The following is a 26613-nucleotide window of genomic DNA, read 5'->3' as shown; positions in this document are numbered from 1 at the left end:
TTCATGCAGTCAAGCGCAGGGAGGCAAAGCGAGACGTCCTGGTCGAGCTTCTCGGGGTGCCAGCCAGCCAGGTCGTCACTCTTACGGCATTGATGGCAGCTGCGACGTTGGCATGCTGGAGCGCTGTTTTTGCGAGGCCCATGTAGCGGGGACGCCGAAGTCCACAGGCTCGAACCGCCTGAGAAATCGTGCCTTCAATTCCTGCACGCAGGTGGTACCGAGCTCACCACGTCGTGGACTGCTCCTCTTCTCGTGCCCGGAGCAGCGCTTCGTGCTGCTCCCTGGGATGCAGCACACTATGGCGGGGAGAGCTTTTTGATCGTGTACACAGCGACCGGACGGCACAGGGCGAACAGTCGGATCGGCTGAACTGCAGTTGGATGATCTCGTTCCCAAAGGCGTCCTCTCCGGGACGCCATGTTGTCGAGGCGTTGCCTTGCGGGCACGTTGCCTGCTGTCGCTCCCAGTCGATCCGAAAATTGGGGAGGTCATCGCCTTGACCGGCCTTGGCTTGCCAACTGCTGTTGACCCTCAGTGGGCCAATTCAGGTGATCTGCTCTTGCTGACTGGTCACGAGCAGTTCAGCGTCGGTCTACCCGGCATCTACCAGGTGCTCCTGTGGACACAGGTTTTTCTTGATGAGCTTGCGTTGAATGGTCCGCGTACTGGCGACATCAGGGATTTCGGCAGAGCACGTATCGCTGTCGACGATCAGGTGGACGTCGTTCTGATCGCAAGTTTCGGTGTAGTGCACTTTGTAGCCCAGCCATTTCACGCCCCGCTTGTCGCTGAAATGGGCTTCAGGAGCGTAAGGGGAATGCACGCGCTCACCGGTTGGTAGCCATTCCCCAGGCTCCTTCCCACGGCAAGCGGTGGCTTGCCGTTCAAAGTGGTGCTCCCACACCTGGCGGAGAATTCGCACTGCAGGACGTTCACCCAGGACCGTCATCGACTCCCCAGCAGCGTGAGTCTGAATTGCGTCCAGCAAAGCAAATCCGTCCTGACCCACCTGAACAAGATAGGTCGTGCGGGCCGGCAGGGTGTGCGGCAGGTGTTTTTCTTCACTCCGCCATGAATACCGGTCGAACCAGGCCAGCGGAGTTACGCCCCGCAACCAGCCCGGCACCACGGTGGCCAGGTCGTTTAACGCCGCCCGCAACGTTTCGGCGACCAGTTCCGTCAAATGAATTTCGCGTCCTGCCGCCAGGACGTGGGTCGAGTCGGTTCGTTGCTTTCCTCGCGCCTTGAGCAGCTGTTCTGCTCGAAACCGCTCCACCATCAAGTCGAGCAGCAGCGCGTGTGCGCTGCTGCCCACGAGACGGCTGCGAAATTCGGACAGCACGCTGAAGTGGAATCCGGGATCCGTCAATTCCAAGGCCAGCGCCTATTTCCAGTCGATCCGTCCCCGAACCGCGTCTGCCGCTTGACGATCACTCAAATTTTCCATGAACTGCAGCACCGTGACCAGCGCTAGCCGCCAGGGAGAGAACGCAGGTGGGCCTCGCCGCGAATACAGGGTCTGGAATGATTCATCCTGATACAGCTGCTGGAAGGCATCCCTCAGCTTCGTTGCCACAGTGCCCTTGGGGAAGGCGAGCTGGGCCACCCGAGCTGTTTCTTCAGGGATGGGCACCAGGGGCTGGATTTTTAGGGACATGTGCAGAGTCTGCCCCCACCGATGAATTGGCCGACAGTATCCACATCTCGTCCAGATGTCACCGAGAACCCCGGCGGGGTTCCCGCTGGCGCAGTTCTTCTGTCAGGAGCGGAACAAACTTCCTATTCCACTGCCGCAGGGTCTCGTGACTGACCACGATGCCGCGCCCTTGCAGCAACTCTTGGACATCACGCTGGCTGAGGGGGAAGCGGTGGTAGAGCCGCAAGGCGTAGCCGATGACGCTCAGGGGAAAACGGTTGTGGCAAGTTGTTGGGGTAGGGCGGCGCGGTGCTGAGCGGTCAGAAGCTCCGTGGATACCGATTCCCCCTGGCAGTGATCGGCTATGCCGCAAGAGTTGTACCACCGGTTTACCCTCAGCTACCGGGACGTCGAAGAACTCCTGCTGGAGCGGGGCATCGCCGTCACCCGCGAGTCCATCCGGACCTGGTGCATCAAGTTCAGCAACCTTTTTGCCCAGAACCTCCGCCACCGGGAACCGCGGCGCGGCTCCCGGTGGTACCTCGATGAGATGTGCGTGGATGTCGGGGGCGTCACCCACTGGTTGTGGCGGGCGGTCGATGAACACGGTGCTGTGCTGGACGTCTTCCTTCAGCAACACCGCGATACCGAGGCTGCCAGGTCGTTCTTTCAGCGCCTGCTGGGGGAATACGACACCCCAGAGGTCATCCACACCGATAAGCTCTGGAGCTCTGGCGCGGCCCTGCGCGAGCTTCCCGTGCTCCACGGGGTGGAGCACGTCCAGGTGGTCTCTACCGCCCGTTGTAACAACCTGGTGGAGCAGTCCCATCGCCCTACACGACGGCAGGAACGTCAGCAGCGAGGATTCCGATCACGACGACGGGCACAAGGCTTTCTCGACCTGCACGCTCGAATCACGCACCTTCACCACCCTGCTCGCTCCACTGTTCCCGCTCGCCACCGTCGCTTTCATCAACAAGCTGCGTTCAAGACCTGGCGGGAAACGGTACAGCAGGGGGCCTGAAGTTCAGGCCCCTACCTTTCTAAGACGCCCTGCTTCCTGGACGCCAACAACTTGCCACAACCTAGCGGCACCTGTCAGGTCTTCGTTTGCTGGTTGTCAGTGTTCGGTGACTTGCACGCCGCTGATACCACGCCTCTACCGTCTCCGCGGAGGTGGAAGTGACGACGGTCAAGACGCTCCCTGCCCGCCCCAGTCTTCGCCCGCGTTCCCATTCGGCCGCTCGTCTGGCTGGGGCGGCCCCCTACCTGTTGCCCGCACTCCTGGTGTTCGTGGTATTCACGTATTACCCGCTGGCCCGGGTGATCTACCTCAGCTTCACCGACGCCGACATGCTCAGCCCGACCCCGAACTGGGTGGGCACCCAGAACTACCGCACCATGCTGGCGAGCCGCGAGTTCTGGTCGAGCCTCGGCATCACGGCCGTCTTCGCCCTGGGGGTGACGGCGCTGGAAGTCGGCCTGGGCATGGCGCCGGCCTTCCTGATGAACGCCAAAACCCGTATGCAGGGGCTGCTGCGCGGCGCGGTGTTCACGCCCGTGGTGGTGTCTATCGCGGCGACGGCCGTGGTGTGGAACTACCTGCTCAGCCCGTCGTCGGGTCCGGTCAACCGCACGCTGGAGGCCGCCGGCCTGCCCGGTCTGGGGTGGCTCAGCGACCCGGAGACGGCCCTCGCGTCGGTCATCTTGATCGCGGTGTGGAAAGGGGTGGGCCTGCCCGCCGTCCTGTTCCTGGCGGGCTTGCAGGCCATTCCGCGTGAGCTGGAGGAAGCCGCCGCCATCGACGGCGCGTCGCGGGCACAGATCGCCCGGCGGGTCACCGTGCCGCTGCTCGGCCCCACCACGGTCGTCGTGTTCTTCATCTCGCTGGTGGGCACCTTTCAGTCGTACGGCCTGGTCTTGCTGCTCACTGCGGGTGGACCGGCGGGCAGCACGAATCTGCTGGGGTACTACATTTACCAGAACGCGTTCTCGTTCTTCCAGATGGGGTACGCGAGCGCGCTTTCGGTCGCGCTGTTCGTGCTGCTGCTCGTCCTGGGCTACCTGCAACTCAAGGTCGCGGAGAGGCGGGTGCATTACCAGTGACGCGGCCAGCGACTCGACCACAGAATTCGCGCAGGGCCGCGCGTCTCGGCCAGGAGGTCCTGTCTGCGCTGGTGGCCCTGGTGTTCCTCATGCCGCTTGCCTGGATGCTGCTCGCCGCCTTCAAGGGTCAGAAGGAGGTGTTCACCGGGCCGCTGATCCCCGAAACCTGGGTGTGGCAGAACTTCGTGGAGGCCTGGAACGGGGCGCCCTTCGGCCGTTACCTGTTCAACTCGGTGCTGGTCTCGGTCGTGACCACCGTGTCGGTGGTGCTCACCAGCGCCCTGGCGGCCTACGCGTTCGCGCGGATGCAGTTTCCGGGTCGGCAGCCCCTCTTTCTGTTCGCCCTGGGCACCCTGATGATTCCCGGCGACGTCCTGCTGATCCCCAACTTCATCACCGTGCGCGAGTTCGGCTGGGTGAACTCGTACCCGGCGCTGATCGTGCCGTTCGCGGCGAGCGCCTTTGGCGTGTTCCTGCTGCGGCAGGCCTTCCTGCGCACGCCGGTCGAGCTGGAGGAGGCCGCGCGGCTCGACGGCGCCACGCCCTTGCAGTTCCTGTTTCGCATCCTGCTGCCGGTCAACGCCCCGGCCCTGTCCGCCCTGGGCGTCCTGACCTTTCTGGCGTCGTGGAACGCCCTGGTGTGGCCCCTGGTCGCCACCAGCCGCGACGAGTTCCGCACCGTCCAGGTGGGCCTCGCTTCGTTTTCCAACCTGGAGGGCAGCAACCTGCCCGTGGTCATGGCCGCGACCGTCATCGTCGTGGCCCCCGTCCTGATCGTGTACGCCCTCGCCCAGAAGTGGTTTATCGAAAGCGCCGCCGCGACGGGCCTCAAAGGCTGAGTCGCCCCCTATCCGCCCTCTTCTCCCGGAGGTTCAGACCATGAAGCGCACCCTGTTTGCCCTTTCCACCGTGCTCCTCCTCGGCTCCAGCGCCTCGGCCAAGACCGAGATCACCTTTCTGTACGGTCTGGGCGGCGAGCTGGGCAAGGCCGTCGAGTCGATGATCGGGGAGTTCAACGCCTCGCAAGACGACGTGGTGGTGCGCGGCGAGTTCGGCAACAACTACGAGGGCGTGGTGCAAAAAGCCCTGGCGGGCATCGCGGCGGGGCAGCCGGCGGCGGACGTGCTGCACCTGGAGGTGGCCTACGTGCCGCGCATCGCCGAGGCAGGCGCACTCGTCAACCTGCGCAACCTGCCGGGCTTTAAGAGCAGCTTCGACAGCTTCTGGCCGGTGTTTCGCCGCCAGGTCAGCCGCCCGGACGGCGCGGTGTACTCGATGCCCTGGAACAACTCCAACCCGGTGCTGTACTACAACCCCGCCCTGCTGAAAAAGGCCGGCCTGAATGCCCCGCCCCGCACCTACCCCGAGTTGCGCGAGGCGGCCAAGAGGATCAAGGCCGCGACCGGCGTGCCCGCCATCGCGCTGTCGTCGTTTCCCTGGGTGCTGGAGGGCGCGGTGTGGAGCAACGGCGGCGAGATGGTCAAAGACGGCCGCCTGGCCCTCGACCAGCCCGCCGCGCGCGAGGTGATCGAGCACTGGGCCGGTTTTTTCCGGGACGGCACCGCCGTGCTGCAAAACCCCAACACCCGCGCCGACTTCGCGGCGTCCAAAGTGGCTATGTTCATGGACAGCGTTGCCGGTCGCCCCGGCCTCAATGCCAGCGTGCCGTTCAAGTTCGGCACCGCGCCCCTGCCGTACTACAAGCGGCAGGCGGTGCCGGTGGGCGGCGCGACCCTGGCGATCAGCCGCAACATTCCCAAGGCCCGGCAGGACGCGGCGTGGCAGTTCATCAACTGGCTGGCGCAGCCCGAGCAGCAGTTCAACTGGATCAAGAAGAGCAACTACGTGCCGGTCACCCGCACGACGAGCAACCTGCCCGCCTTCAAGCAGTACGTGGAGACCTCGCAGGGGCTCGACCTGGGCTACCGCCAACTGCCCTTCGCCCGCCCGCGCCCCCAGGCGGCCGGCTACGTGCAGGGCACCCAGGAGATCATCAAGTCCCTCGACCGCATTTTCCTGCAAAACGCCCCGGTCGAGGCGACCTTGAAAGACCTCGTGACCCGCACCGCCCCGCTGTTCAAGGACGCCCGGTAAACGCTCAGGCGCCTTCTCTCTACGGCAGGAAGGCGCCTTCTTCCAGGGAGCCCCAGCATGACCACGGCCATCCAGCCGACACAGACGCTGTTCGAGGCGCGCGGGCAGGTGTCTCCGCTGCCCCGCGTGCATTACGTGCAGCACGAGTTCGAGGTCCCTGTGGGCGTGACGCGCCTCGGGGTGACGTTGCGTTTTCACAAGGAAAAGCGCTGCCAGCTCTTCCTGTCGGTCTTCGGCCCACACGGCTACCGCGGCACGCGCATGAATCCAGGCGCCGTGGGCGACATCCGGCTCGAACTGACCTTCGGCCCCGGCGGCGCTTCTCCCGGCGCGCTGGCGGGAGAAGTCGAGAGCGGGACCTGGCACGCGCAGATCGACGTGGAGAGCACCGAGGAGACGGCCGACTACCTGCTCACGGTGGAGGCGGGCTTCGGCGAGGTCGCCGCCGCGCCCCTCCCGGAGCCCGTGGTCGTCAACGGCCGCCCCGGCGCGGGCTGGTACCGCGGTGAGCTGCACGCCCACACCCACCACAGCGACGGGCGCGCGTCCGCAGGCGTCCTCGCGGGCGCGGCGCGCCAGTACGGCCTGGACTTCCTGGCGCTCACCGACCACTTCACCCACGCCGGCTGGGGGGAAATTGAAGGGCAGGCGGGCCCCGACCTGGCCGTGGTGCGCTCGCTGGAACTCACCGGGCACCGGGGACACGCCAACCTGCACGGCCTGCGCGAGTGGGTCAGTCCCTTCGTGGACGAGCCCGGCGGCAAGTGGGGCATCAACGACGTGGCCCGCGCCGTGCGCGAGCAGGGCGGGCTCTTCGGCGTGAACCACGCCTTTTCCAACAGCCTGGGCTGGCGTTACCACGAGTTCGACTGGAGCCTGAGCGACGTCTTCGAGATCTACCACCACCTGGAAGGTCCGAGCAACGCCGCTCAGCTGACCTTCTGGGACGGCCTGCTGCGCGCGGGGCACCGCATCACCGGCGTGGCGGGAACCGACTCGCACGACCCGCACACCGGGCGCCACCGTCTCGGGCAAGTGGTGACCGTGATCGGGGCGGCGAGCCTCACGCCGACTGGACTGCTGGCGGGGTTACTGGCGGGTCGTGCCTACGTCTCCCTGGGACCGGAGTTGCGGTTCGAGGCCGAGGCGGGCGGCGTGCGCGCCGAGATGGGCGGGGAAGTGCCCCTCGCCCCGGTTCGGTTGCAGCTCGAACTGGGCCGACTGGCGTACCCGGCGCGGGTGTTCGTGATGAAAAACGGCCTGTATCACACCCATCTCGACCTGCCGGCGAGCGAACAGACCGTGCGGCTGGACTTCGAGGACCCCGCCCCGGTCCCCGGCTACTACCGCGTGGAGGTGTATGCCCGGCCCCCACAGAGCGACTTCTTCGGGGGACGCGAGTGGCAGAACACGCTGCTGCTCTCGAACCCCATCTACGTGAGGAGCGAACCATGACGACCGCAGCGCCCGAGTCCCGGACCGAATCCCAGGCCCCCGCCCTGCCCCTGCTGGGCGCGGCCATGCCCGCCTCCCAGCTCGGGGCGCACCGCGACTGGTTGTGGGAGGGGCGCGACCTGGAGCTGCAAGACCCGGTGTCGCACCTGGTTCTCGACGGCGACTGGCGAGAACACGCGCGGCGTACGGGAATCGCTCGCGGGCTTCCCCGGCCGGGTCGGCATCCACGGCCCGTTCTGGGGGCTCACGGTGATGGCGCACGACCCGGCGGTGCGCGCGGTGGTGGCTGGCCGCCTGCACCGTGGCCTGGAATTCGGGGCTGAAATTGGCGCGACGCATATGGTGGTGCACAGCCCCTTCGACTTTTTCGGGCACCCCTTGGTCGCCCACACCAAGGTCACTGGGCTCGACGAACAGCTCGGCCTCGTCCACGACACCCTCGGGGAGGTCGTCGCCTACGCGGCCAGCGTCGGCTGCACCCTGGTGTTCGAGAACATCCGCGACCTCAACCCGGCGCCGCTGCTCGCGCTGGTGCGCTCCTTTGACAGTGAGTTCGTGCGGGTGTCCATCGACGTGGGCCACGCCGCCCTGATGCAGCCCAAGGGCGGTCCCAGCCCCGACCACTGGATTCGGGAGGCGGGAGAACTGCTGGGGCACCTGCACCTCCAAGACAACGACGGCCTGTTGGACCGCCACTGGGCTCCGGGACAGGGCGACATCAACTGGCGCGCGGTGTTCCGTGCCCTGCGCGAGGTCGGGGGAAGTCCGCGCCTGATTCTCGAAGTCAAGCCCGAGGAGATCGGGGAAAGCGCGAGTTGGCTTGCCGCGCAGGGGATAGCGCGGTAAGCCGTCCTCTCCAAGGACGCCCTGCCCGGGTCCCGGGCATCGCGTCCTCTCGTGTCCGCAGCCAGGAGGGCGAGGGAAGCGGCTCTCTGTGGTCCGGGGCGCTTCAGAAAACGAAATCCGTATGCTGTGAGAGACGCGGACGGGAGAGTGACGTGGATTTCCTCGTCACCGCCGCCGCTCCGCCCCTCCCTCATCAGGTCGATGCTCTGCGGTCGCTGCACGCCCGTTTGCCCACCCTCGGCACGTATCCGGCGCAGCATCTGGAAGGGTCGTACGTGCCCCTCGCCTCCCCGCACACCTTCCACACGAGCCATTCTGGTATACGGACAACGGCAGCACGAGGCTCGTCTTCGACGAAAAGGAGGCCGTGCTGCACCCGGCCTCCCGGCACAGCTCCTCCACCGATTTTTCACCCTTTTTAGTGTCCTGGAGCAGCTTGATGATTTGTTCCTCGCTGAATCGCTTCTGCTTCATGGGTCACCCTCGCTTTCTCCCAGGGGGTAGGGGAAGTCCCCGTCCCCAGCCAGGGGCGAGCCGATGGACTCCAGTCAGTTGTATCCAGTTTTTGGGGGGCAGACCAACCGGTCTACCGCCCTGCGCCCCGTTCCGAACATACAAGCAACCATGCGGGCTTCTCTGGGCGGGACAGAGCGACGGCCAAAGCTCGGTTACGGTGTTCGCCACCCAGGCAGGCCAGGTCTGCCGCTCCGTGTCCTATCCGCAACATACAAGGCAGGCCCAGTGGGGTATGGACCTGCTTGCACATCTCACGGCACGCCTGTTTGCCGCAGGCGCAGGCGCCGAAGGACCTCCCCGAGCAGGGTGACCAGGAGCACGCCGCCCATCACCGTGACGGTGCTGCGGACGGTCGGCGGGAAGCCGCCCAGCGAGGCGAGCAGGGTCGTCGCGGCCGCCGGAGGGTGCGAGGCGTGCAGCACGAGGCCGCCCAGCAGGGTCAGGGCGACCGCCAGGACCGAGGCCCAAACCCGGGGCGCCGTGAGGTCATGCGTCGCGAGGACACTGGGCGCACCCGTCGCCCCGAACACCCACACGGCGAAAAAGCCCGCGAGGAGGCCCACGAGGTGCCCGACGACGACGTGATAGGGCCGTGCGCTGGGTTGGTCCGGCGTCTCGGTTTGCAGGAACGCCGTCGGCCCCAGGCTTGGAAACAGCAGCGGCTGGTGTGCGGCCAGGCCGAAGAGCCCGATCACGAGGATCAGGGCCCCGGCCGAGAGGGGAGCCCAGAGCGCCTGGGGAATGCCCGGTTGTCGCCCGGTCGCTTGACTCACCCTGCCTGCCTTCCCTTCCTGTCGCCCGCCACGACCTGAGCGTGATTGAGGGCTGCCACGAGCGTCACGCCACCCAGGATGTTGCCGAGCAGGGTGGGAACCATGTAGTCCACCAGGTACTTGCCGAACGAAAGGGCACCGGTGGTGACGAGGTACAGCACCTCCACCGACCCGGCGATGATGTGGCTGAACTCCCCGAGCCCCACCAGAAAGGTGAGGATGACGATGATGCTCACCCGCGCGGTCTCGGCGGCGGGCAACAGCCACACCATCAGCGCGATCAGCCAGCCCGCGAAGACGCCCCGGACAAGGATCGTCCAGAACGGGGGCTCTGCCGCCGCCCGGCCTATTTCCGCGAAGCTGGCGCGGGTTGCGGCATCGAAAGCCTCGGTGTTTCCCACCACCCACGCGAACAGCAACGCCCCGAGCAGGTTGGTGAGCAGGACCGTGATCCACAGCCGGGCCACCTGTCCGAGTTTGCCCAGACTCCAGTTATGCAGCAACGGGAGGATCGGTGTCAGGGTGTTCTCGGTGAACAGTTGCTGTCGCCCCAGCACCACGATCAGGAAGCCGACGCTGTACCCGAACTTGGAGATCAGGGGCCTCCACGACACGTCGGGCAGGTGCTGACGCAGCAGACCCTCGGCGACGAGTGAGAATCCCATCGAGAGGCCCGCCGCAAGGCCCGACCACCCCAGGGCCGAGGTGGAGCGGCTCAACTCCTCCTCACCCTCCTTGCGGATGGTCTCATGCACCACCGTGGGCGAGATGGCCCGGCGCTCCTCGGCCTCGGCCATCGCCCCGTCTTCGGGCTTCGAGTTCGGCTCTGCGCTGGCCGCAGGTCTGGCTTCCGGGTGCTCCTCGGCCTGAACGGCTTCAGGGGTCACGAGGCGACCACCAGGGATTGCGGAGCCGCCTGCTTGATGCGGGTCAGGAAAAAGGAGGTCTGCCGTTTGGTTTCCTGGCCGCATTCCTGGCAGACCTGTTCCAGTTCGTCGTCCCGCAGGGCCCGGGCTGCCTGTTCCAGAACAGTCCAGCAGAGTTGCACCTCGTTCGTCATCAGCCACAGGTCATGCAGGTCCCGCAGCAGGCCCAAGCTTCCCTGGCGCGGCCCGTGGAACAGCGCCTTTTCCATATTTGCCGGCTCGGGATTCTTCTGCTCGCCGTACTTCTGCACGAGCGGCCCGAGGTGCTCCAGATGTTTCCTGGACCAGCCCGCGAGCAACTGGCAGGTCTCGTAGATGTCGGGTTCGTCGCCGTGATGTGCCGCGACTCTGATGATCGCGTCCACGAGTCGCTCCTCGCTGCCGTGCACCAGGCCGAGATAATTTCCAACATGCATCGTCAACCATCCACCCTTTGCGTCGTCTTGGGTTGCGGGCCTTCGGACCTGGAACTGCTGGCAGAGGGCTCCTTCTCGCCCGCCACCAGATTCCGGGCCGCCTCCACCGCCCGGCCCAGCCATCCGGCCTTCGGCAGGGCGTCCCTGGCGTCGTACTTGCTGATGCGCACCGCAGCGTACTTGTAGTGCGGCTGCTTGCTCACCGGGTCCCACTCGGTGATCGTCAGCTCGTTCGCGGCGCGGGGGCGGCTGGGGTCGTCCCAGTACCCGTAGTGCCAGGGAATGAACACCAGCCCCGGCTCGATGTTGCCGATCAGGGCCCGCTCGATCACCAGCCCCCGCCGCGACTCCACCAGAATCCAGTCGTCATTCTCAATGCCGTACTTCGCGGCGTCCTCGGGAGAGAGCTGGACGAAGGCGTCGGGGGCGGCGTCTTGCAGTTCCTTCGAGCGGCCCGTCTTGGTGCGGGTGTGGAAGTGGTACACCTGCCGCCCCGTGGTGAGCCACAGCGGGTACTCGTCGTTCGGGACCTCGTGCGGCTCGCGGTAGTCGGCGGCCTTGATGATGGCCCGGCCATTCGGGTCGTGGGCCCGGTACTCCTCGGAGGTCACCGCCGCTCCGGTCTCCAAGTCGTGGCCGTACGTCTCGGCGTAATCGGCGGCAGTGGGAAACACGAAGTCGGTGTAGAGGCGCACGGTGCCGTCCGGGTGCGCCTGGTTCACCGGCCAGGGAACGCCGCTGCCCGCGAGCAGCTTCTGGTAGGTCAGGCCGGTGTAGTCGCAGGGCCGCCCGCGCGTACACTCCTTCCAGGCCTCAAAGGCACCTTCCGCGTCGTGCCACTTGATCAGGGGCTGCCCGTCCTGGTCACGGAAATCCATCCGGCGCGCGTAGTCGAGGAAGATGTCCAGGTCGCTCCTGGCCTCACCGGGCGGCTCCACCGCCTTGCAGGAGATGTGCACGGTGCGGCTGACGTTCGTGAAGGTGCCCGTCTTCTCGCCCCAGATCGCGGCGGGCAGCACCACGTCGGCCCGGGCGGCGGTCTCGGTCAGGAAGGCGTCCTGCACGACCACGAACAGGTCTTCCTTGTCCAGAATGCCCCGGATGCGGGAGAGCTGTGGCAGGCTCACCGCCGGGTTGGTCGCCTGGATCCACAGCATCTTGATCGAGCCCTGCTCGGCGTAACGCCAGATCTGCATGGCGTGGGTGGGCGGACTCCAGTGGGGAATCTTGTTGAAGGGGACGTTCCAGAGCTGTGCCAGTTGCCGGATGTGCTCGGGGTTGCCCCAGTTGCGAAAGCCGGGCAGGTCGCCGTCCGCGCCCGTCTCGCGGGTATTCTGCGCGGTGGGCTGGCCGTTCATCTGGAGGATGCCGCTGCCGGGTTTCCCGATCAAACCGCGAACGAGGTGGATGTTGTTGACTTGAACGGCGGCGGCCGTCGCCTGCATGGACTGGTACACGCCTTGCAAGATGGTGGACACCAGCGTTTCGGTGTTCGCCAGGATGTCCCCGGCAGCGCGCAGGTCGGCGGCGGGCACACCTGACAGTTCCTCGACGTGCTCCGGGGTGTACTTCTCGACCGTCTTCTTCAGGTCATCGTACCCGACCGTGTGCGCCTCCAGAAAGGCCGGGTCGGTCTTCCCCGCCTGGATAATCAGGTGCAGGAGGCCGTTCATGACGGCGACGTTCGTGCCGACCTTCGGCGCGAGATGCACGGTGGCTTTCTCGGCGGTAAAGGTCCGCCGGGGATCAATCACGATGATCTTGGGTGGGTTCGGCCCGGCGAGCCGGTCAAGAATCCGCATCCACAGCACCGTCTGCTGCGAGGCGATGTTGTGCCCGACATGGAGGACGCAGTCGGTGGTATCGAGGTCCTCGTATCCGCCCGGCTGGCCGTCCGCTCCGAACGACACCTTCAGCGCGGCGGCAGCAGTCGCGGTGCACAGCCGGGTGTTGCCGTCCATATGCGGGGTACCGAGACCTCCTTTCCCAATCACGCCGAGCGTGTAGTACTCCTCGAGGAAGAGCTGCCCCGACGTGTAGAAGCCGATGGCGCCGCTGGTGTGCTTCTCGACGATCTCTTTTGACTTCTGCACGATCAGGTCTATCGCCTCGTCCCAACTCGCCTCCTGCAACCGCCCGCCTTTGCGGATGAGCGGCCTTTTCAGGCGGTCCTCGCTGTTGTTCGCTACCCAGCCGTGCAGGCCCTTGGGCCCCAGTCGGCCCTTGTTCGTCACGTCGGTGGCAAGCCCCCGCACACCGACGATCTTGCCGTCCTTCACCCCGATATCGAGGCCGCAGCCGTTGGAGCAGAGCACGCAGGTGCCCCGCACCCAGCGCTCGGGTGTTTCCGAAACCCGCTCGTCCACCCGAACGGGCCACGCCTGCCCAGGCCCATGCGGGGTCCGTTCTCCCCAGATGTCATTGATGCTGTCCCGCGTTTCACTCGCCATTGCCTCGCCTCCCGTCCTATTCGTCTCCTCTTTGGTCGCCGGAAGATGAGAATGACGATTCCGTCAGCAATTTCTTAGGGTTTAGTTTGTGGCAGGAACCGACCGTTTCGGGATTGGTCTGCCCCCCAAAAACAGGGCAAAAGTGACTGGAGATCATCGGCTCGCTCCCCGACGGGGATGGGGGACTTCCCCTGACCCCCGCCCGAAAGCGAGGATGACCCATGAAACAGCGGAAGTTCAGTGAGGAACAGATCTTAGGGCTGCTCCAAGACGCCAAAAAGGGCGAAAAGCCCATCGAGGAGTTGTGCCGGGAGGCCGGGTGCAGCACGGCCTCCTTCTCCACCTGGAAGGCCAAATACGGCGACGCCACGATGATTGAAACCCGGCGGCTCCGTCAGTTGGAACGCGAGAACGAGCGGCTCCTCAAGCTGGTGGGCCAGCAGCGCCTGGAGCTGGAAGGGATGAAGGAGTTGCTTTCAAAAAAGCGGTGACGGCCCTAAGGGCGCCGGGAGGCCGCACAGTTCCTGGTTCACAAACACATCCGACAGCAGCGGGCGTGCGAGTTGGTGGGCCTACCCCGCTCGTCGCTGTCCTACCGCCCCCATCCTCGGCATGACGAAAGGCTCAGGCAACGGATCAAGACGTTGGCCCACGAGCATCGCCGCTGGGGATGCCGCCGGGTTCACGCCACGCTGCGCCGGGAAGGCGTCCAGGTGAACCGCAAGACCCGAAAAATCCGCACCGGGCAGCCCCTTCCCCTGCGGGCCGAGCGGCCGAATCAGGTGTGGACCTACGATTTCGTCTTTGACCAGACCCTGACCGGACAACCCCTGAAAATCCTGACCCTCACGGATGAGTTCACCCGGCAATCGCTCGCCCTCCGTTGTGGGACAGCTTTTACGTCCGCCGACGTGAAAGCCGTCCTGGTCGAAATGATGCGAGAACGGGGCGTTCCTGCGTTCATCCGCAGCGATAACGGCCTGGAATTCATCGCCCACGACCGGGGGATCTGGCTGGCCATGCAGGAGGTCGGCACTCGGTACATCGACCCCGGGAAACCCTGGCAAAACGGCGTGGCAGAGAGCTTCCACGCCCGCTTGAGGGACGAGTTGCTGAACCTGGACGTCTTTCACTCCGCCCGGCACGCCCAGGTGCTGCTCGATGACTGGCGAACGTTCTACAACGGCGCCAGGCCGCATTCTTCTCTGGCCTACCTCACCCCGGACGAGTTCGCCCAGCGGTGGGCTCAGCCCCCACCCCACCCGCAGCCGTACACTCCCCCTGAGTCGAACCTCCAGTCAGCTTTGCCCTAAGAACTGGGCCAGTTCAGGCTGCTGCCAGTTGTGAGGGACGGGCACGCCCGCCAGGATCGGTCACCACGGCGAGGGGCGGCTGAGCGCCGTCCCTGACTGACAAAGTCCTGCTAAGTTGCCAGAACCCTTTATAGCTGATTTTGCGCCTCGATTCACGCCGTCACGTCGGGCGGTGAGTGGCTGGGGGCCGATTCGCGGTCAACCTCGACGATCCCCCGTCCCCGGGCCACCTCGGTGCCGTTCCTGAACACGGTGGTCACGCCGCCCCGGCCGGTCACGTCGTACACGTCCTCACCCAGCCGCACGTTGCGCAGGGTGTAGTCTGCGTCCCCCCGGCGGCCGAAGCGCGCGTGTCCCGGCGTGAGGTCGAGGCACGACTCCAGGCCCACCACGCCCATCAGGGTGCCCCAGTTGTAGTGCGGTGAGCCCGCGCTGCGCCCGGTTACGCTGCTGTAGTTCTCCGGGGAATAGCCACGCTCTCGCCACTCCCCCAGGAACATGGCGAGAGCGCGGTCGGCCAGGGCCTCGGCGGCCTCCGTGAAGCCCGCGCGGCGCAAACCCAGGAAGACCAGGTAGACTTGCGGCGGCCAGATTTGCCCGCGCCAGTAGTGCTGCTCGGCGAAGCTCGGGTCGTCCTTGGCCACCGACGGCAGCGGGAACTCGCCCCAGAACTTCGACTCGTCAAGTAACAACCGCAGCAGTTTATCCGCGCGCTCCCCGTCCGTGAGACCAGCCGTGAGGGGCAAGAAGACGTCCGGGGTGTACACCCGCGAGAAGCGGCCGTCCAGGGTGACATTGAAGTAGCAGCCCGCCTCATCGTCCCACATCGTCTCGTTGATCCGCGCCTTCATGGCCGCGTATTCCTCGAGAAAGTCGCGTCGATCCGCCTCGAAGCCGAGTTCGGCCGCGATCTGGGCCAGGCACTCGCTCTCCAGCGCGTACAGGCAGTTGCGCTCGAGCGTGTACATGTCCACCGTGTGGGTGCGCTCGTCGTAACGGGCGCGGTCGGCCGCCTGGTCGGCGGTGAAGCGGTCCTTGCCGCGCAGGGAGCGGAAGTGCTCCCCGGTCGTCCACTGGGGGCTGTCGTCGTACGTCTCGAAGTAGGCGTACTGGGCCTTGGCGACGTAGGGCTGGTGCCGGGCGCCGATCACGCCCATCTCGAGTTCGGGGTCGTAGCCGAAGGTCAGCAGGCCGCGCCCGGCCGGGTCGCGCCACGCCTGACCGTCGCCGCGGTCGGCGAACCACCAGCGGTGGGAACGCACGAGCGCCGGGTACACCTCCCCGAGCCACGCCCGGTCGAGGTGGTGCAGGTAACTTCGCCACGCGGTGAGGGCCTGCACGATGATCTGGTGGCGACCGGCGAGGATGGGCGGCTCCGCGGCGTGGCCGCCCGTCCTGCGCGCGTGCAGGGGAATGCGGCCATCGGGCAGTTGCAAGTCGAGGCCCGAGCGCAGGTTCTCCCGGCTGAGGTCGGGGTCGAACCAGGCCGCCGCCGCCGAGCTGAGGAAGGTGTCCCAGTTGAACAGGATGCCCCAGTCGTCCTCACCGCGAGCCCACGGCCGGTCGGTGATCACGTAGCGCCGCCCGGTGTCCTCCCGGTACAGCACGTTGAAGCCGAGCAGTCGGCTCACTGCGGGACCGGCCTCCCCCAGGGCACCGTCCGTGTGCAGGCAGTGGCGGCCGTACTCCTCGAGATTCTCGGCGTGGAGCCGGGCCGCCTCCCCGAACAGCCGGGCGCGGGCAGGTGCGTCGGGCGCCTGGAGAAACACCTCGGGCTCCCCGACCTCCAGCACGAAGGCGAAGTCGCGCGTGTGGTGGGCAGCGGCGAACCAGCCCAGGCCCATGTCGTTCCACACGTCGCCAGGTGCCACGCGCAGGAGCGACTTGGCACCCCTCAGGATACGCAGTTGAAGGTCGCGGTCGTTGTAGCGCTCGAGGGCCGCCGGCTCACTCCCGAAGGTCAGGCGCACCGCGCGCGGGCCGCCCTCCTGGTGCGGGCCGATCATCTCGCCGGTCAGGGTGAACCTGCCGTGGACCACGAAGTTCACCCAGCGGTCGCGCAGGCGGTACGCCCACGGCACGTAAGCCTCGGCCACGACCGACAGGCCCTCGTCGAAGCTCACCTTGCCGTACACACGCCGCTCGTCCACGCGGCTCCAGCTCAGGTGCGCCGCCTTGCCCGCCACGGTCCAGCACACGTTGTAGAGGCCGTCCGCGACCTCACCCACCCGCAGGGTGGACCAGTCGAGCGCCCGCCCGTCCACGACCTCGCCGCTCTGGTGGTCCTGGGTGAGCAGGCGCAGACCGAAGATGTGCTCGCCGTTCGCCACGGAAACGACGCCCAGCGGGTGCAGCGGATCGAACGCCCCGAAGCGAATCAAGCCCGGCCTCGCCGGAGCGTGCGCGGCCGGGCCGCGGCGCGCTCCGAGGTTCGGGCGCCGCGTTGGCCGGTCTGATGAGGGTTCGGGTGTGGGTGGTCTGGCACGGTCAACGCTCCTGATGTCAAGGGGGAAGGCCGCCTGAACTCGGCCTGAACTCAGCGGTTTTAGCGCGTTCGCCACGGACGTCGGCCCTGGGTGACGCGGCCTACGGAACCACGCCTGCGCTACACCGGACGCGCGACATCCAGAACCTGGAGCGGATCGACGGTCCGGGTGGGCAGGACGCGCACCGCGTCGCAGGCCAGCATGCCCTCCTCGACGAGCAGGGCGACGCCCCCACCGCTGATCGGGTCGTCGTCGACCACCTCGAACAGCAGTTCGCGGTCCAGGAAGGCGCGAAGACGCGGGCCGTCGAGTTCCAGGTTGAAGTCGCGGAGCTGCTCTCCCGGCAGCACGGTGGTCTGCGCGAGCACCTGCTCGGTTCCCCGGACTTTAATCAGCTGGGCGACGCCGGACGGCCGCAGGGTCAGGGCGTAGTAGCGGCGCAGCCCCTGCACCCGTGCGGCCAGTCCGTGAACCGCCGCGAAGTCCGAGCGGATGGCCGCGGACACCTGGTAGTCATGCCAGTCGCGGGCGCCCTGGATCAGCAGTCCCCGGCCCGTGTCCTGAGCGATCCGGTACGCCTCGGGCCAGAGCGCCTCCCAGTGGTGCACCGCGTCCACCCAGGCGCGGCGCCACACCGTTCCCTCACCAGCCGGCCGGCCCAGGCAGACGTCGGGCGTGCCGTCCCATGTGAGCGTGTGGAGGTACACCGCCCCGCCCGGGCCCGGGCACGTGACCTCGATTCCAACGTCCGCGACCGGCTGTCCGCCGGTGTCCGGAACCCGCCACACCAGTTCGCTCTCCCCTCCCGGCCGCACCGCTGTCCCGGGGCCGAGCACCGGTTCCAGGCCCGGCCCTTCCGAGTAGCGGCCCACGCACGGCCGGATCGTCACTGGCGTGGCGTTGGATTCATCGGCCGACACCCGGACCCGCACGACCTGGCCCGGGTAGAGGGTCGGGGAGGCCAGCAGTTCGTAGCCGGGCATGCGCAGGGCGTCCGGGGAAATGAAGGTCGAGGTCGTGGCGCGCAGGCGCTGATCCGGCCCGGTCCCCGCCCAGCGCAGGGCCAGCACCCGTTCCCCGCGCCAGGCCACGTTGTCCAGCGTTCCCCCGGCAGGGTCCTCCTCCCCGAGGGTAAAGCCCTGCACGCTGCCCGGCTGCGAGAAGTGAAACCGCGCTCCACCCTTGGGCAGGTCGTGCGGCAGCCCCACCAGCGCCCGGCCGGCCCGCACGATGTGTCCCGCTTCGGTCAGGGCGTCAGTGATCGCCCGCCCGCCGTCCGCCGTGGGCAGGTACAGCCGGTCGCGGACGGGGCCGCGCCAGTCGTAGGCTCCCTCGAAGGCGGTCAGCCCGTTTCGGATGCCCAGCAGGCACCCGACGTTGCCGGAATTGCAGTCGGTGTCCCAGCCGCTGGTGTTGGTGATCATCAGGGACCGCCGGAAGTCCCCGTCGCCGTACAGCAGGCCGAGCCACACCAGGGCGTGGTTGGGCACCACGTGACAGGCGCCCCCGAACCGGTGGTAGCCGTAGCGGTCCTGAAGCCGGGCCCGGGACCGCCGCCAGTCTTGGTCTTCTGATCGCCACGCGCGCAGATCCCGGATCACACGGGCGATCAGGCTGTCGCGTGGAATAACGCTCAACCCCCGGTCGAGGAGCCGCCCGAGGTCCGGTTCGACGAACGCCTGCGCCTCCATGGCGGCGATCACCTGCGCGGCATAGACGGCCTCGCCGTCGTGGCTGACCCGGGCCGCACGGGCGGCCAGGTCCGCCGCGAGTTCCGGGCGGCCGGGCGCGACCATGCCCCAGCCGTCGATGAAGATCTGCGCGCCGATCTGCTCGGAGACCACCGGACCGTTGAGTTCGCGTGATCCGCTACTCGGGGCCGGCACCCCGCCCTGCAGGCGCCGGAAGGCGGTCTGTTCGGTCGAGAGGCCCACTCCGCCCCACCACAGCACCGTCCGGTCTTCGATGATGTAGTTCAGCCAAGTCTCGCCGATCTGTTCGGAGGTGATGTCCCGCGGGAAGCCGTGGTCTTCCAGCGCCCGCAGGAACGTGAAGGTCCCGCTGAGGTCATCGTCCGTCACCACCAGCGGCAGCCCGAGGCGATCGCTGACGTAGCGGTCGACCTCGCCGAGCTCGCGCTCGATCCGCTCGTGCGTCCAACCCTCGATCGGACGGCCGAGGTACACCCCGATCATTTTTCCGAGCACCCCGGCGTAGACCCGCCGGGCGTAGTCCGCGGGCAGGTTCAAACGGGCCTCCTGGACAGCCGCGAGGTCGCGGCCGGGGTCTGGCCGCTCCGTGACCGGTTCCGCCCGAGTGCTCGCTTCCCGGCCGGATCCGGCCTGAACAGGCAGGTTCCGAGCGGGTGCAGCGAAGCGGTCTGAAAAGCCGTGCCGGACGACGGTGGGCGGTTCTGTGGCTGGTTCATGTCATTCCTTGCTGAGCTGTCAGCACGTCTTCTTGAGACGCGCTGACAGCCCTGGGCTCCGGGAAGGGCTGAAGATCGCTCAGCGGCGCTCGAAGCGCCAGTGCTGCGGGGCGAAGCCGTTATCGGTGTACAGTTGCACGTTGGCGCCCGGCGTGGTCGAGCCGCGGTCCACGTCGAGCGCGAGGCCGCTCGCCTGCTGGTTGAGCACCTTGAAGTAGCCGTTCGCGACCGAAACGGCGCGCCAGTTCTGCGGCGCGAGGCTGTTGCAGGTGTACTGCTGGACGTTCGCACCGGCCGCCGTGGACCCGAAGGCGTCATCCAGGCACAGGTTGCTCTGCTGGGACGTCAGGGTGAAGTAGCCGGCGCCCTTGTCGAGCAGCAGCCAGTTCTGGGGGGCGAGGTTGTTGCAGGTGTACTGCTGGACGTTGGCGTTGATGGCGGTGGAGCCGTTCGCCACGTCGAGGCACTGCTGGCTTTGTTCGTTGACGAGGCGGTAGGTCGCCCCGGAGACCGGAAAGTTGAGGGCGCCCGTGCCGAAGTAGGTCTTGCAGGTGCCGTTCTCGAAGTCCGTGGCGAGCTCGAGCAGCTTCGAGCCGTTCGCGGACGGCAGCAGGGCAGAGCTGTAGTTGACGCACGGGTTGTCGCCGGCGCCGACCGACTGGACCGGCGCGGTCATCTCCGTCCAGGGCACGTTCTCGGCGCCGTTGCTGCCCTGCACCAGCACCGCCCGGCCGTTGTTCGCCGCGAGCGAGCCGTCCGAGTTCTTCAGCACCTGCCCGACGAGCAGCACCTTGCCGTTCGCGGAGCCGTCGGGCGCCCAAGCGATCGTCGGCGCGTGCGCGAAGAAGTGGCCGTCGCCAGTCTGCGGGCGGTACCCGAGCCAGGTGCGGTCGCCCCAGTCGCTGCCGTTCGGGGACGTGCGCAGCTGCGCGACGCAGTCATGCGTGCCGGGCCAACCGCACACCTCGTAGCTCATCAGGTAGGTGCCGTTCGGCAGCTTGCGGACCACCGCCATGCCCGGGCGCCGGGTGTTATCGGCCACACCGACGTCAATCACGTCCCCGCCCCAGCTGGCTCCGCCGTCGGTGGACACGCGGTGCGCCAGCAGCTGGTTGTAGCCGGAACCTTTGTACTCCTCGCTGGAGAAGAACATCACCAGGCGGCCGGACGCGTCCACGGTGAATTCAGGCTCCCACAGGCCGGTGTTGCCGGTGACGGGGGTGGAGAAGGAGGTCCAGGTGCGGCCCTGGTCGGTGCTCTTGTAGATCTTGATGGCCGTGGCGGTGCGCGGCGTCTGGTCCGTTCCGACGGACGTTGCCCAGAACAGCGTGCCGGCGCTAGTCGAACCGAGGGTCTGCGGCACCTCGTACAGCACCGAGCAGCAGTTGCGCGGCGGCGTCGCGTCGCGCAGCTCGGACAGCAGCTGCCACGAGGCGCCGTCGTCCGTGCTCTGGTAAAAGGCCGCGCTCTGCTGCCCGTTCACGATGGACTCGAAAGTAGCGACGAGGCGGCCGTTCGCGCTGCCGTTGTGGGCGAGACGCACGACGCGCGGGTAGTAACCCTGACGGTCGGCGAGACGCGTGCCGACAGCGAGCGGGCCCACGGTCCCCGAACCCGCCTGCCCGGCGGGTGACGCGACTTCGGTGCCGCAGGCGACGAGCGCCAGCGTGGTGAGGGCGGTCAGGGCGACGTGCATGGGGCGCATGGCATTCCTCCGGGGTAAAGGCGGATGGGTGAGTGCAGCGGACGTGAGCCCCTCCGCGAATGGGGCGCCGCCCTTCCCTTGAAGGGGATCAGTCCTTGAGGCCGGTGACGGTCAGGCCGCGCTCGAGGTAGCGCTGGCCGAGGAGGTACACGAGCAGCGCGGGCACGGCGGCGACGGCGGTGCCTGCCATGAGCTTGCCGTAGTCGGTGACGTAGCGCCCGGAGAAGAGCGCGAGGCCCACCGGCAGCGTCTGCGTATCGCCGTGCACGACGTACAGCGGCCACACATAGTTGTTCCAGGAGCCCATGAACGCGAACACGCCGAGCGTCACCAGGGCCGGGACGGAGAGCGGCACGAGCACGCGCCACAGGATCTGGAAGCTGTTCGCGCCGTCGAGGCGCGCGGCCTCCTCGAGTTCGCGCGGGACGGCCGCAAAGAACTGGCGCAGCATGAAGACGCCGAACACGCCGGGCAGGGCGGGCCAGAGCAGGGCGTGGTACGTGTCAATCCAGTTCAGGCGGATCATCATGATGTACAGCGGAATGAGGGTGACGATACCCGGCACCATCAGGCTGGTCAGCAGGAACCAGAACCAGCCCTCGCGCCCCCGAAACCGCATCCGGGCAAGGGGGTAGGCGGTCAGCACGCACAGCGCGACCGTGAGCAGAGTGGTGAGCAGCGCGACGAGCGCCGAGTTCAGCGTCCAGCGCAAGATGTTGGTGTCGGGGTTGCTCAGCACATCGCGGTAGTTGTCCAGGGTCGGCCGCGCCGGCCACCACTGCACCGGCTGCGCGAGGGTGTCGATCTCGGGCTTGAAGGAGGTGCTGAGCATCCAGTACAGCGGCGCGAGGAACAGCAGCGCCTGGAGGGCCAGCAACACGAAGCGTGGGGCGTTCCCCCAGGGACGCCGCCTGGCCGTGACCGCCCTCCTGGAGCGGCGCGGCGCCAGCTTAGGCAGGCGGGCCGCGACCCACTCCCACCCGGTGGAGACCGCGTGCCACGCGCGGGTCAGGGCCAGCGCCCAGCGCGAGGGGCGGCGCTCACGCGCGGTGAACGAGGGCTCGCGCAGGCTGCCTGTCATGAGGCGGAACTGCGCGGCCGTGAGGCCCAGCATCAGCACACCGAACGCGAAGGCCATCGCGGTCGCCGAGGAGTAGTTGTTGTTGGTAAAGGCCTCCTCCGTGATGTACCCGATCACGCTCTGGGTGCCCCTGGCCGGCCCGCCGCCGGTGATGAGCTGGATCTGCCCGAAGACCTGCAGGGACCCCAGGGCGGTCGTGACCCCCACGAACAAGGTCGTGGGCGTCAGCATCGGCCAGGTGATGAAGCGGAACCTCGCCCAGCTGCCGGCGCCGTCGAGCTCGGCCGCCTCGTACAATGCGTGCGGGATGTTGGACAGCGCGGCGAGATAGAGGGTCATGTTGAAGCCCACGCCCCACCACACGCTGCCCACCACGAGCGGCACCCACGCCCAGCCCTCGGCGGTGAGGAAGTTGACCGTGGGGCGCCCCAGGTATTGCTCGAGCACCACGTTGACGAGCCCCACCTGGTTCTGGAACATCCACTTCCACAGCAGGCCCATCACCGTGACCGACAGGATGCCGGGCGCGAAGAAGATGGCCCGCAGCAGCGCCCGCCCGAAGATGGGCCGCTGCAACTGCAACGCGAGCGCGAGCGAGACGCCGACGAGGAGCGGCACGCTGAGCACGGTGAACAGCACGGTGTTGCGCAGCGCGTTCCAGAAGTACTCCGCCTCCGGCGTGCTGGCGCTCAGCAGGGCGAGGTAGTACCGCGCGCCGACCCAGGGGGACGCGCTCTCGAGCGGATTCCAGTTGTGCAGGCTAATCCACAGGCCGTACCCCACCGGGAACGCGATGAACACCAGAAACAGGGCGGCGTGGGGCAGCAGGTAGGCGTACGGCACGAGCGGGTGCGCGTCGTTCAGGAGGGGGCGGGCCGCACGGCGCCGCACGGCTGGCGCGGAACGCGAGGAACTGTTCACGCGCGCCCCGCTTCCGTGCCCCCTGCCCCATCACGCGGGAGCACAGACCCGCCCTCTCCCCGGGGTGTCCCGCCGTGTTGGGAAATCAAGGTCATACAGGTCCTTTGCGCGGCCACTCGACCCGGCGCCACGTCACTTCTGCGCGTCGGCGATCTGCTGGACCGTCTTGACCTGCGCCTCTCGCAGAACCTGCAGCGCGTCGCCCTTCTTGCCGCTCAGGAACTGGTCGACCGCGTCCCCGAAGGGGCTGAGCACGGGCGCGATCCGGGTGGTGCCCCCCAGGCCGCCGTAGATGCTGATGTTGCGGAAGCCGGCGAAGGCGCCGTACATCGGGTTGGTGCGGTAGGCGGGATCGCTGGCCACCGCGGGTTGGGTGGGCAGGCTGCCGGACTTCGTGAACGCGAGGTTTTGCTCGCGGCCCGTCATCCAGCCGACGAACTCCAGCGCGGCGGCGCGTTTGTTGGGGTCATAGTTCGCGCGTTGCCGCGGCAGCGTGAGGAAGCTGGCGTCGCCGAAGCTGGCGTCGCGCTGCGTGCCCAGGCGCGGGAAGGGGGCGACCCCCAGCTTGTCGCCGAGCTGCTCGCGGTACTGGCTGAGCATCCACACGCCCGCGTAGTTGAAGCAGCTCTTGCCCTGGCGAAAGGCGGCGGCCTCGCTGTCCTCCGTGGCACCTGCCGGCCCGACGTGGTACCGGGTGTTGGTGTCGCGCAGGAACTGTAGGGCCTCGGCGGCCCGGGCCGAGGCATAGACGGGCTGCCCCTGGGCGTTCAGGAAGTCCACGCCGTTTTGCTCGGCCACCGTGATGCCCAGGCGGAACCAGCCGGGCGCCGCGGGGATGGCCCCCCCCCAGGTGGCGAGGTTACGCGCGTCGAAGCCCGGGGCGCCGGGCCGCCGCCCCGCCTTGTCGGTGGTGCACCTGGCCGACGCCGCGAGGAACTGCTCGCGGTTGCGCGGGGGGGCGCTCACCCCCATCTTCCGCATCAGGTCCTTGTTGTAGAACGTCACCACCGTGACGAGGTGCAGCGGCACGCCGTACGTCTTGCCCTGGTACTGCCCGCCCTGCCACACCTTGTCGTAGAAGGCCGCCTTGGATACCCGCGCGGCCCGCAGTTCGGCCGGCGTGAGCTCGCTGAAGGCCCCCTTGTCGACGAACTGGGTGATGTCCCACGACAGCCAAGCCACGACGTCGGGCGCGCGACCGGCCGCGACCAGCGGCAGCAGCTGCTGGCCGGTCGTGCCCCAGTCCTGACCCTGGTACTTCACCTCGATGTTGGGGTGGGAGGCATTGAACTGCTTGACCAGATCTTCCATGTACGGGCGGTCGGAGCCCAGGAAGCCGTGGACGTAGGTCAGGTTCACCTTCGGCCCGGTGTACTGGGCGTGCGCTGCCCCCAGGCCGAGCATTCCACCAAGGACCATTCCTGCCAGCGCCAGCTTGTTCATACTTCCTCCTCGTGCGGGACCATCCGGTCGAGTGTGGGGGTGAACCGGGGACCGGGCGGGGGACCACTCCCCGCCAGGGTGGGCTGGCGTTCGAGCCACCAGCGCCTGGAATAGCCGTAGGGGTCGGCGTCGCCCTCGAGCTCGACGTCCTGGGGATTGGCCTCCCCGCGAGTCGCCCGGGCCAGCCGGGCGGGGTCGGCCTTAAAGACGCGGTGCTCGGTGGTGAGGCCGTTTTCCTCCTGGAACGTGTCGGCAAGCTGGGTGTAGCAGAACCCGGAGATGCCCTCCAGCCCGTGCACGGCCGTCAGGAGGGCCTCGTAGCGCTCCAGGAAGATGGCGCCGTCCTGCACGCGGCTGTAGCCCCACCCGGTCCTGTCGGTGCCGGAGTAGGCGACGCCGCCAAACTCCGAGAGCATGACCGGCTCGTCGCGCCCGGCGAACCCGGACACCCGCAGCGCGGGCCCCCAGGGCCGCTCCACCGTGTCCGTTACGGCGGCCGGGGTGCCGTAACGGGCACGCAGCTTCTCGGGCTCGTGCGCGTAGTCGTGGATGCCCAGCCAGTCGCCCACCACGAACTCCCAGCCGTCGTTGCCGATGGCCAGGCGTGTGGGGTCGAGCGTCTTGGTAAGGTGGTACAGGGCCTGGACGTAGTGGGTGTGGGTCGCGTTCGTCGTGAGTTCGGGTACTCCCCAGGACTCGTTGAACGGCACCCAGGCGATCACGCAGGGGTGCGAGCGGTCGCGCGCGATCACCTCGGTCCACTCGCGCGTGAGGCGCGTTGCGGCCTGGGCGCTGAAGCGGTAGTGGCTGGGCATCTCCTCCCACACCAGCAGGCCCAGCCGGTCACACCAATGCAGCCAGCGCGGGTCCTCCACCTTCTGGTGCTTGCGCACGCCGTTGAAGCCGAGCTGCTTGGCGAGTTCCACGTCGCGCCGCAACTGCTCGTCGGTAGCGGCCATCAGGGTCTCCGGCCAGTACCCCTGGTCAAGGACCATCCTGAGGTAGTACGGATGGCCGTTGAGGGTGAAACGGTGGCCCTGGATGCCCACCGACCGCAGCGCGGTGTAGCTGTGCACCCGGTCCAAGACGCGCTCGCCCTCGAGCAGCTCGACGACGGCCCCGATCAGGTGCGGGTGCTCGGGGCTCCACAGCAGGTGGTTGCGCTGCTCGGCGATCCCGGCGTCGGGCAGGGCGAGACGCCGGGTGGTGCGGGCCGCCTTGACCCCGTAGCGGTCGTCGGCGAGGTCCTCGTGCGGGGTGGTGAGCCGGACGCGCACCGACAGCTCCGGCCGCAGGGGACCGGCGAGCGAGACGTCGAGTTGCACCTCCCAGGTGTCGAGGTGCGGCGTCCACACCAGCTCGTCCAGGCGCGTCTCGGGCACCTTCTCGAGCCACACCGGCTGCCAGATACCGGTGGTGCGCGGGTACCAGATGACGTGCGGCTCGGGCTGCCAGTCCTGCTTGCCGCGTGGCTGCGCGAAGTCGGCGGGGTCATCCTCGGCGCGCACGACGAGCTCGACCGCCTCCCCGTCCACGAGCGCGTCGGTCAGGTCGGCCGTGAACGGGGTGTGACCGCCCTCGTGCTCCGCGACGAGTTGCCCGTTCGCCCACACCCGCGCCCGGTAGTCGACGGCGCCGAAGTGGAGCAGCAGCCGCTCGCCGCCCTCCGGAACCTCGTCCTTCGACAGCTGGACGGTGTGTGCGTACCAGACGACCGGGTGAAAGGCCGTGTCCCCGATGCCGCTGGCCTCGCTCTCCGGGGGAAACGGCACGAGGATGGTGTGGGTGAACGTGACGTGCCTCGGGTGGGTCCAGCGCCCGCCCCCGTCGGGGGCAAACCGCCAGGGTCCGTCGAGCCGTCTCCAGCCGGGACGGGTGAATTGCGGGCGAGGGTGTTGGAGTTCGGTCACGCAACCTCCTATGCGCCACGACCTGCTGGGGTCGGCGCCGCTCACACTTGGAATTGAATGCACCTACGCTACGAGTTTTATGAATTACGTTCAACTATTTTGACTTCA

At 67.5% G+C, this 26613-nt stretch carries 20 protein-coding genes and 3 pseudogenes; 8 read left to right on the top strand and 15 right to left on the bottom strand.

Annotated elements, in window-relative coordinates:
* Position 1: 1 nt before the first annotated feature.
* The 4 genes and pseudogenes from DAETH_RS18630 to DAETH_RS18615 all read right to left on the bottom strand — a co-directional run.
* A pseudogene (locus tag DAETH_RS18630) lies at positions 2–472 on the bottom strand (transposase).
* 120 nt (positions 473–592) lie between these two features.
* Entirely contained in the window at positions 593–1375 is a 783-nt protein-coding gene (locus DAETH_RS18625; protein ID WP_264777600.1) for a hypothetical protein, read from the bottom strand.
* 9 nt (positions 1376–1384) lie between these two features.
* On the bottom strand, positions 1385–1657 hold the full coding sequence (locus tag DAETH_RS18620; RefSeq protein WP_264777599.1) for a transposase: 273 nt from the start codon (positions 1655–1657) through the stop codon (positions 1385–1387).
* A gap of 61 nt (positions 1658–1718) precedes the next feature.
* Positions 1719–1973, bottom strand: a pseudogene (locus DAETH_RS18615) (hypothetical protein); the annotation flags it as partial.
* Here DAETH_RS18615 and DAETH_RS18610 point away from each other — a divergent pair.
* The 6 genes and pseudogenes from DAETH_RS18610 to DAETH_RS18585 all read left to right on the top strand — a co-directional run bounded on the left by DAETH_RS18610 (position 1949) and on the right by DAETH_RS18585 (position 8137).
* A pseudogene (locus DAETH_RS18610) lies at positions 1949–2660 on the top strand (IS6 family transposase). The pseudogenes DAETH_RS18615 and DAETH_RS18610 sit on opposite strands and share 25 nt — an antisense overlap.
* Before the next feature lie 158 nt (positions 2661–2818).
* Positions 2819–3742, top strand: a complete 924-nt coding sequence (locus DAETH_RS18605) for a carbohydrate ABC transporter permease (protein ID WP_264777598.1) — start codon at positions 2819–2821, stop codon at positions 3740–3742.
* A gap of 71 nt (positions 3743–3813) precedes the next feature.
* Positions 3814–4581, top strand: a complete 768-nt coding sequence (locus tag DAETH_RS18600) for a carbohydrate ABC transporter permease (protein ID WP_264777597.1) — start codon at positions 3814–3816, stop codon at positions 4579–4581.
* Between the two features lie 40 nt (positions 4582–4621).
* Entirely contained in the window at positions 4622–5836 is a 1215-nt protein-coding gene (locus tag DAETH_RS18595) for an ABC transporter substrate-binding protein (protein ID WP_264777596.1), read from the top strand.
* 57 nt (positions 5837–5893) lie between these two features.
* Positions 5894–7291: a CehA/McbA family metallohydrolase gene (locus DAETH_RS18590; RefSeq protein WP_264777595.1), complete on the top strand. Its 1398-nt coding sequence runs from the start codon at positions 5894–5896 to the stop codon at positions 7289–7291.
* A gap of 252 nt (positions 7292–7543) precedes the next feature.
* Positions 7544–8137: a sugar phosphate isomerase/epimerase family protein gene (locus tag DAETH_RS18585; RefSeq protein WP_344870203.1), complete on the top strand. Its 594-nt coding sequence runs from the start codon at positions 7544–7546 to the stop codon at positions 8135–8137.
* A gap of 165 nt (positions 8138–8302) precedes the next feature.
* On the opposite strand, the gene DAETH_RS24685 is transcribed toward DAETH_RS18585, so the two are convergent.
* The 5 genes from DAETH_RS24685 to DAETH_RS18565 all read right to left on the bottom strand — a co-directional run bounded on the left by DAETH_RS24685 (position 8303) and on the right by DAETH_RS18565 (position 13218).
* Positions 8303–8611 carry a transposase gene (locus DAETH_RS24685; RefSeq protein ID WP_406585114.1) on the bottom strand — a complete coding sequence of 103 codons (309 nt, stop codon included), beginning with the start codon at positions 8609–8611 and terminating at the stop codon, positions 8303–8305.
* 293 nt (positions 8612–8904) lie between these two features.
* A complete protein-coding gene (locus DAETH_RS18580; protein ID WP_264777594.1) occupies positions 8905–9426 on the bottom strand; it encodes an HPP family protein in 522 nt (173 codons plus the stop codon).
* On the bottom strand, positions 9423–10313 hold the full coding sequence (locus tag DAETH_RS18575; RefSeq protein ID WP_264777593.1) for a formate/nitrite transporter family protein: 891 nt from the start codon (positions 10311–10313) through the stop codon (positions 9423–9425). Before DAETH_RS18575 ends, DAETH_RS18580 begins: the two co-directional genes overlap by 4 nt.
* Entirely contained in the window at positions 10310–10717 is a 408-nt protein-coding gene (locus DAETH_RS18570) for a hypothetical protein (RefSeq protein ID WP_264777592.1), read from the bottom strand. Before DAETH_RS18570 ends, DAETH_RS18575 begins: the two co-directional genes overlap by 4 nt.
* 53 nt (positions 10718–10770) lie before the next feature.
* Entirely contained in the window at positions 10771–13218 is a 2448-nt protein-coding gene (locus tag DAETH_RS18565) for a molybdopterin oxidoreductase family protein (RefSeq protein ID WP_264777591.1), read from the bottom strand.
* A 221-nt stretch (positions 13219–13439) separates the two neighbouring features.
* Between DAETH_RS18565 and DAETH_RS18560 the strand changes: the two genes are divergently transcribed.
* A complete protein-coding gene (locus tag DAETH_RS18560; RefSeq protein WP_264777590.1) occupies positions 13440–13709 on the top strand; it encodes a transposase in 270 nt (89 codons plus the stop codon).
* A gap of 75 nt (positions 13710–13784) precedes the next feature.
* Positions 13785–14531, top strand: coding sequence for an IS3 family transposase (locus tag DAETH_RS18555; RefSeq protein ID WP_344870204.1), 747 nt, complete (start codon positions 13785–13787; stop codon positions 14529–14531).
* A 152-nt stretch (positions 14532–14683) separates the two neighbouring features.
* Here the strand turns inward: DAETH_RS18555 and DAETH_RS18550 are convergent, their stop codons facing one another.
* The 6 genes from DAETH_RS18550 to DAETH_RS18520 form a co-directional block, all read right to left on the bottom strand.
* Positions 14684–16912 (bottom strand): amylo-alpha-1,6-glucosidase, encoded by a 2229-nt coding sequence (locus tag DAETH_RS18550; RefSeq protein WP_264777588.1) that lies wholly within the window; start codon positions 16910–16912, stop codon positions 14684–14686.
* A 224-nt stretch (positions 16913–17136) separates the two neighbouring features.
* A complete protein-coding gene (locus DAETH_RS18545) occupies positions 17137–19266 on the bottom strand; it encodes an ADP-ribosylglycohydrolase family protein (protein WP_264777587.1) in 2130 nt (709 codons plus the stop codon).
* 258 nt (positions 19267–19524) lie between these two features.
* Complete coding sequence (locus DAETH_RS18540; protein WP_264777586.1) at positions 19525–21141, bottom strand: RICIN domain-containing protein; 1617 nt, start codon at positions 21139–21141, stop codon at positions 19525–19527.
* Between the two features lie 97 nt (positions 21142–21238).
* Complete coding sequence (locus DAETH_RS24565) at positions 21239–23152, bottom strand: ABC transporter permease (protein WP_319993750.1); 1914 nt, start codon at positions 23150–23152, stop codon at positions 21239–21241.
* A gap of 132 nt (positions 23153–23284) precedes the next feature.
* A complete protein-coding gene (locus DAETH_RS18525; RefSeq protein WP_264777585.1) occupies positions 23285–24595 on the bottom strand; it encodes an extracellular solute-binding protein in 1311 nt (436 codons plus the stop codon).
* Entirely contained in the window at positions 24592–26505 is a 1914-nt protein-coding gene (locus DAETH_RS18520) for a glycoside hydrolase family 2 protein (RefSeq protein WP_264777584.1), read from the bottom strand. Before DAETH_RS18520 ends, DAETH_RS18525 begins: the two co-directional genes overlap by 4 nt.
* Between the last annotated feature and the right edge of the window lie 108 nt (positions 26506–26613).

It is taken from the genome of Deinococcus aetherius (assembly GCF_025997855.1).
GTDB classification, from domain to species: Bacteria; Deinococcota; Deinococci; order Deinococcales; family Deinococcaceae; genus Deinococcus; species Deinococcus aetherius.
Note: the sequence above shows the minus strand (reverse complement) of the source record. Positions and strands in the feature narration are given on the sequence as shown.

Excerpts from the sequence above, each read along its gene's own strand:
- DAETH_RS18620 (WP_264777599.1), bottom strand. The coding sequence starts at position 1,657 with ATGTCCCTAAAAATCCAGCCCCTGGTGCCCATCCCTGAAGAAACAGCT.
- DAETH_RS18595 (WP_264777596.1), top strand. The coding sequence starts at position 4,622 with ATGAAGCGCACCCTGTTTGCCCTTTCCACCGTGCTCCTCCTCGGCTCC.
- DAETH_RS18590 (WP_264777595.1), top strand. The coding sequence starts at position 5,894 with ATGACCACGGCCATCCAGCCGACACAGACGCTGTTCGAGGCGCGCGGG.
- DAETH_RS18585 (WP_344870203.1), top strand. The coding sequence starts at position 7,544 with ATGGCGCACGACCCGGCGGTGCGCGCGGTGGTGGCTGGCCGCCTGCAC.
- DAETH_RS24685 (WP_406585114.1), bottom strand. The coding sequence starts at position 8,611 with ATGAAGCAGAAGCGATTCAGCGAGGAACAAATCATCAAGCTGCTCCAG.
- DAETH_RS18565 (WP_264777591.1), bottom strand. The coding sequence starts at position 13,218 with ATGGCGAGTGAAACGCGGGACAGCATCAATGACATCTGGGGAGAACGG.
- DAETH_RS18560 (WP_264777590.1), top strand. The coding sequence starts at position 13,440 with ATGAAACAGCGGAAGTTCAGTGAGGAACAGATCTTAGGGCTGCTCCAA.
- DAETH_RS18540 (WP_264777586.1), bottom strand. The coding sequence starts at position 21,141 with ATGCACGTCGCCCTGACCGCCCTCACCACGCTGGCGCTCGTCGCCTGC.
- DAETH_RS18525 (WP_264777585.1), bottom strand. The coding sequence starts at position 24,595 with ATGAACAAGCTGGCGCTGGCAGGAATGGTCCTTGGTGGAATGCTCGGC.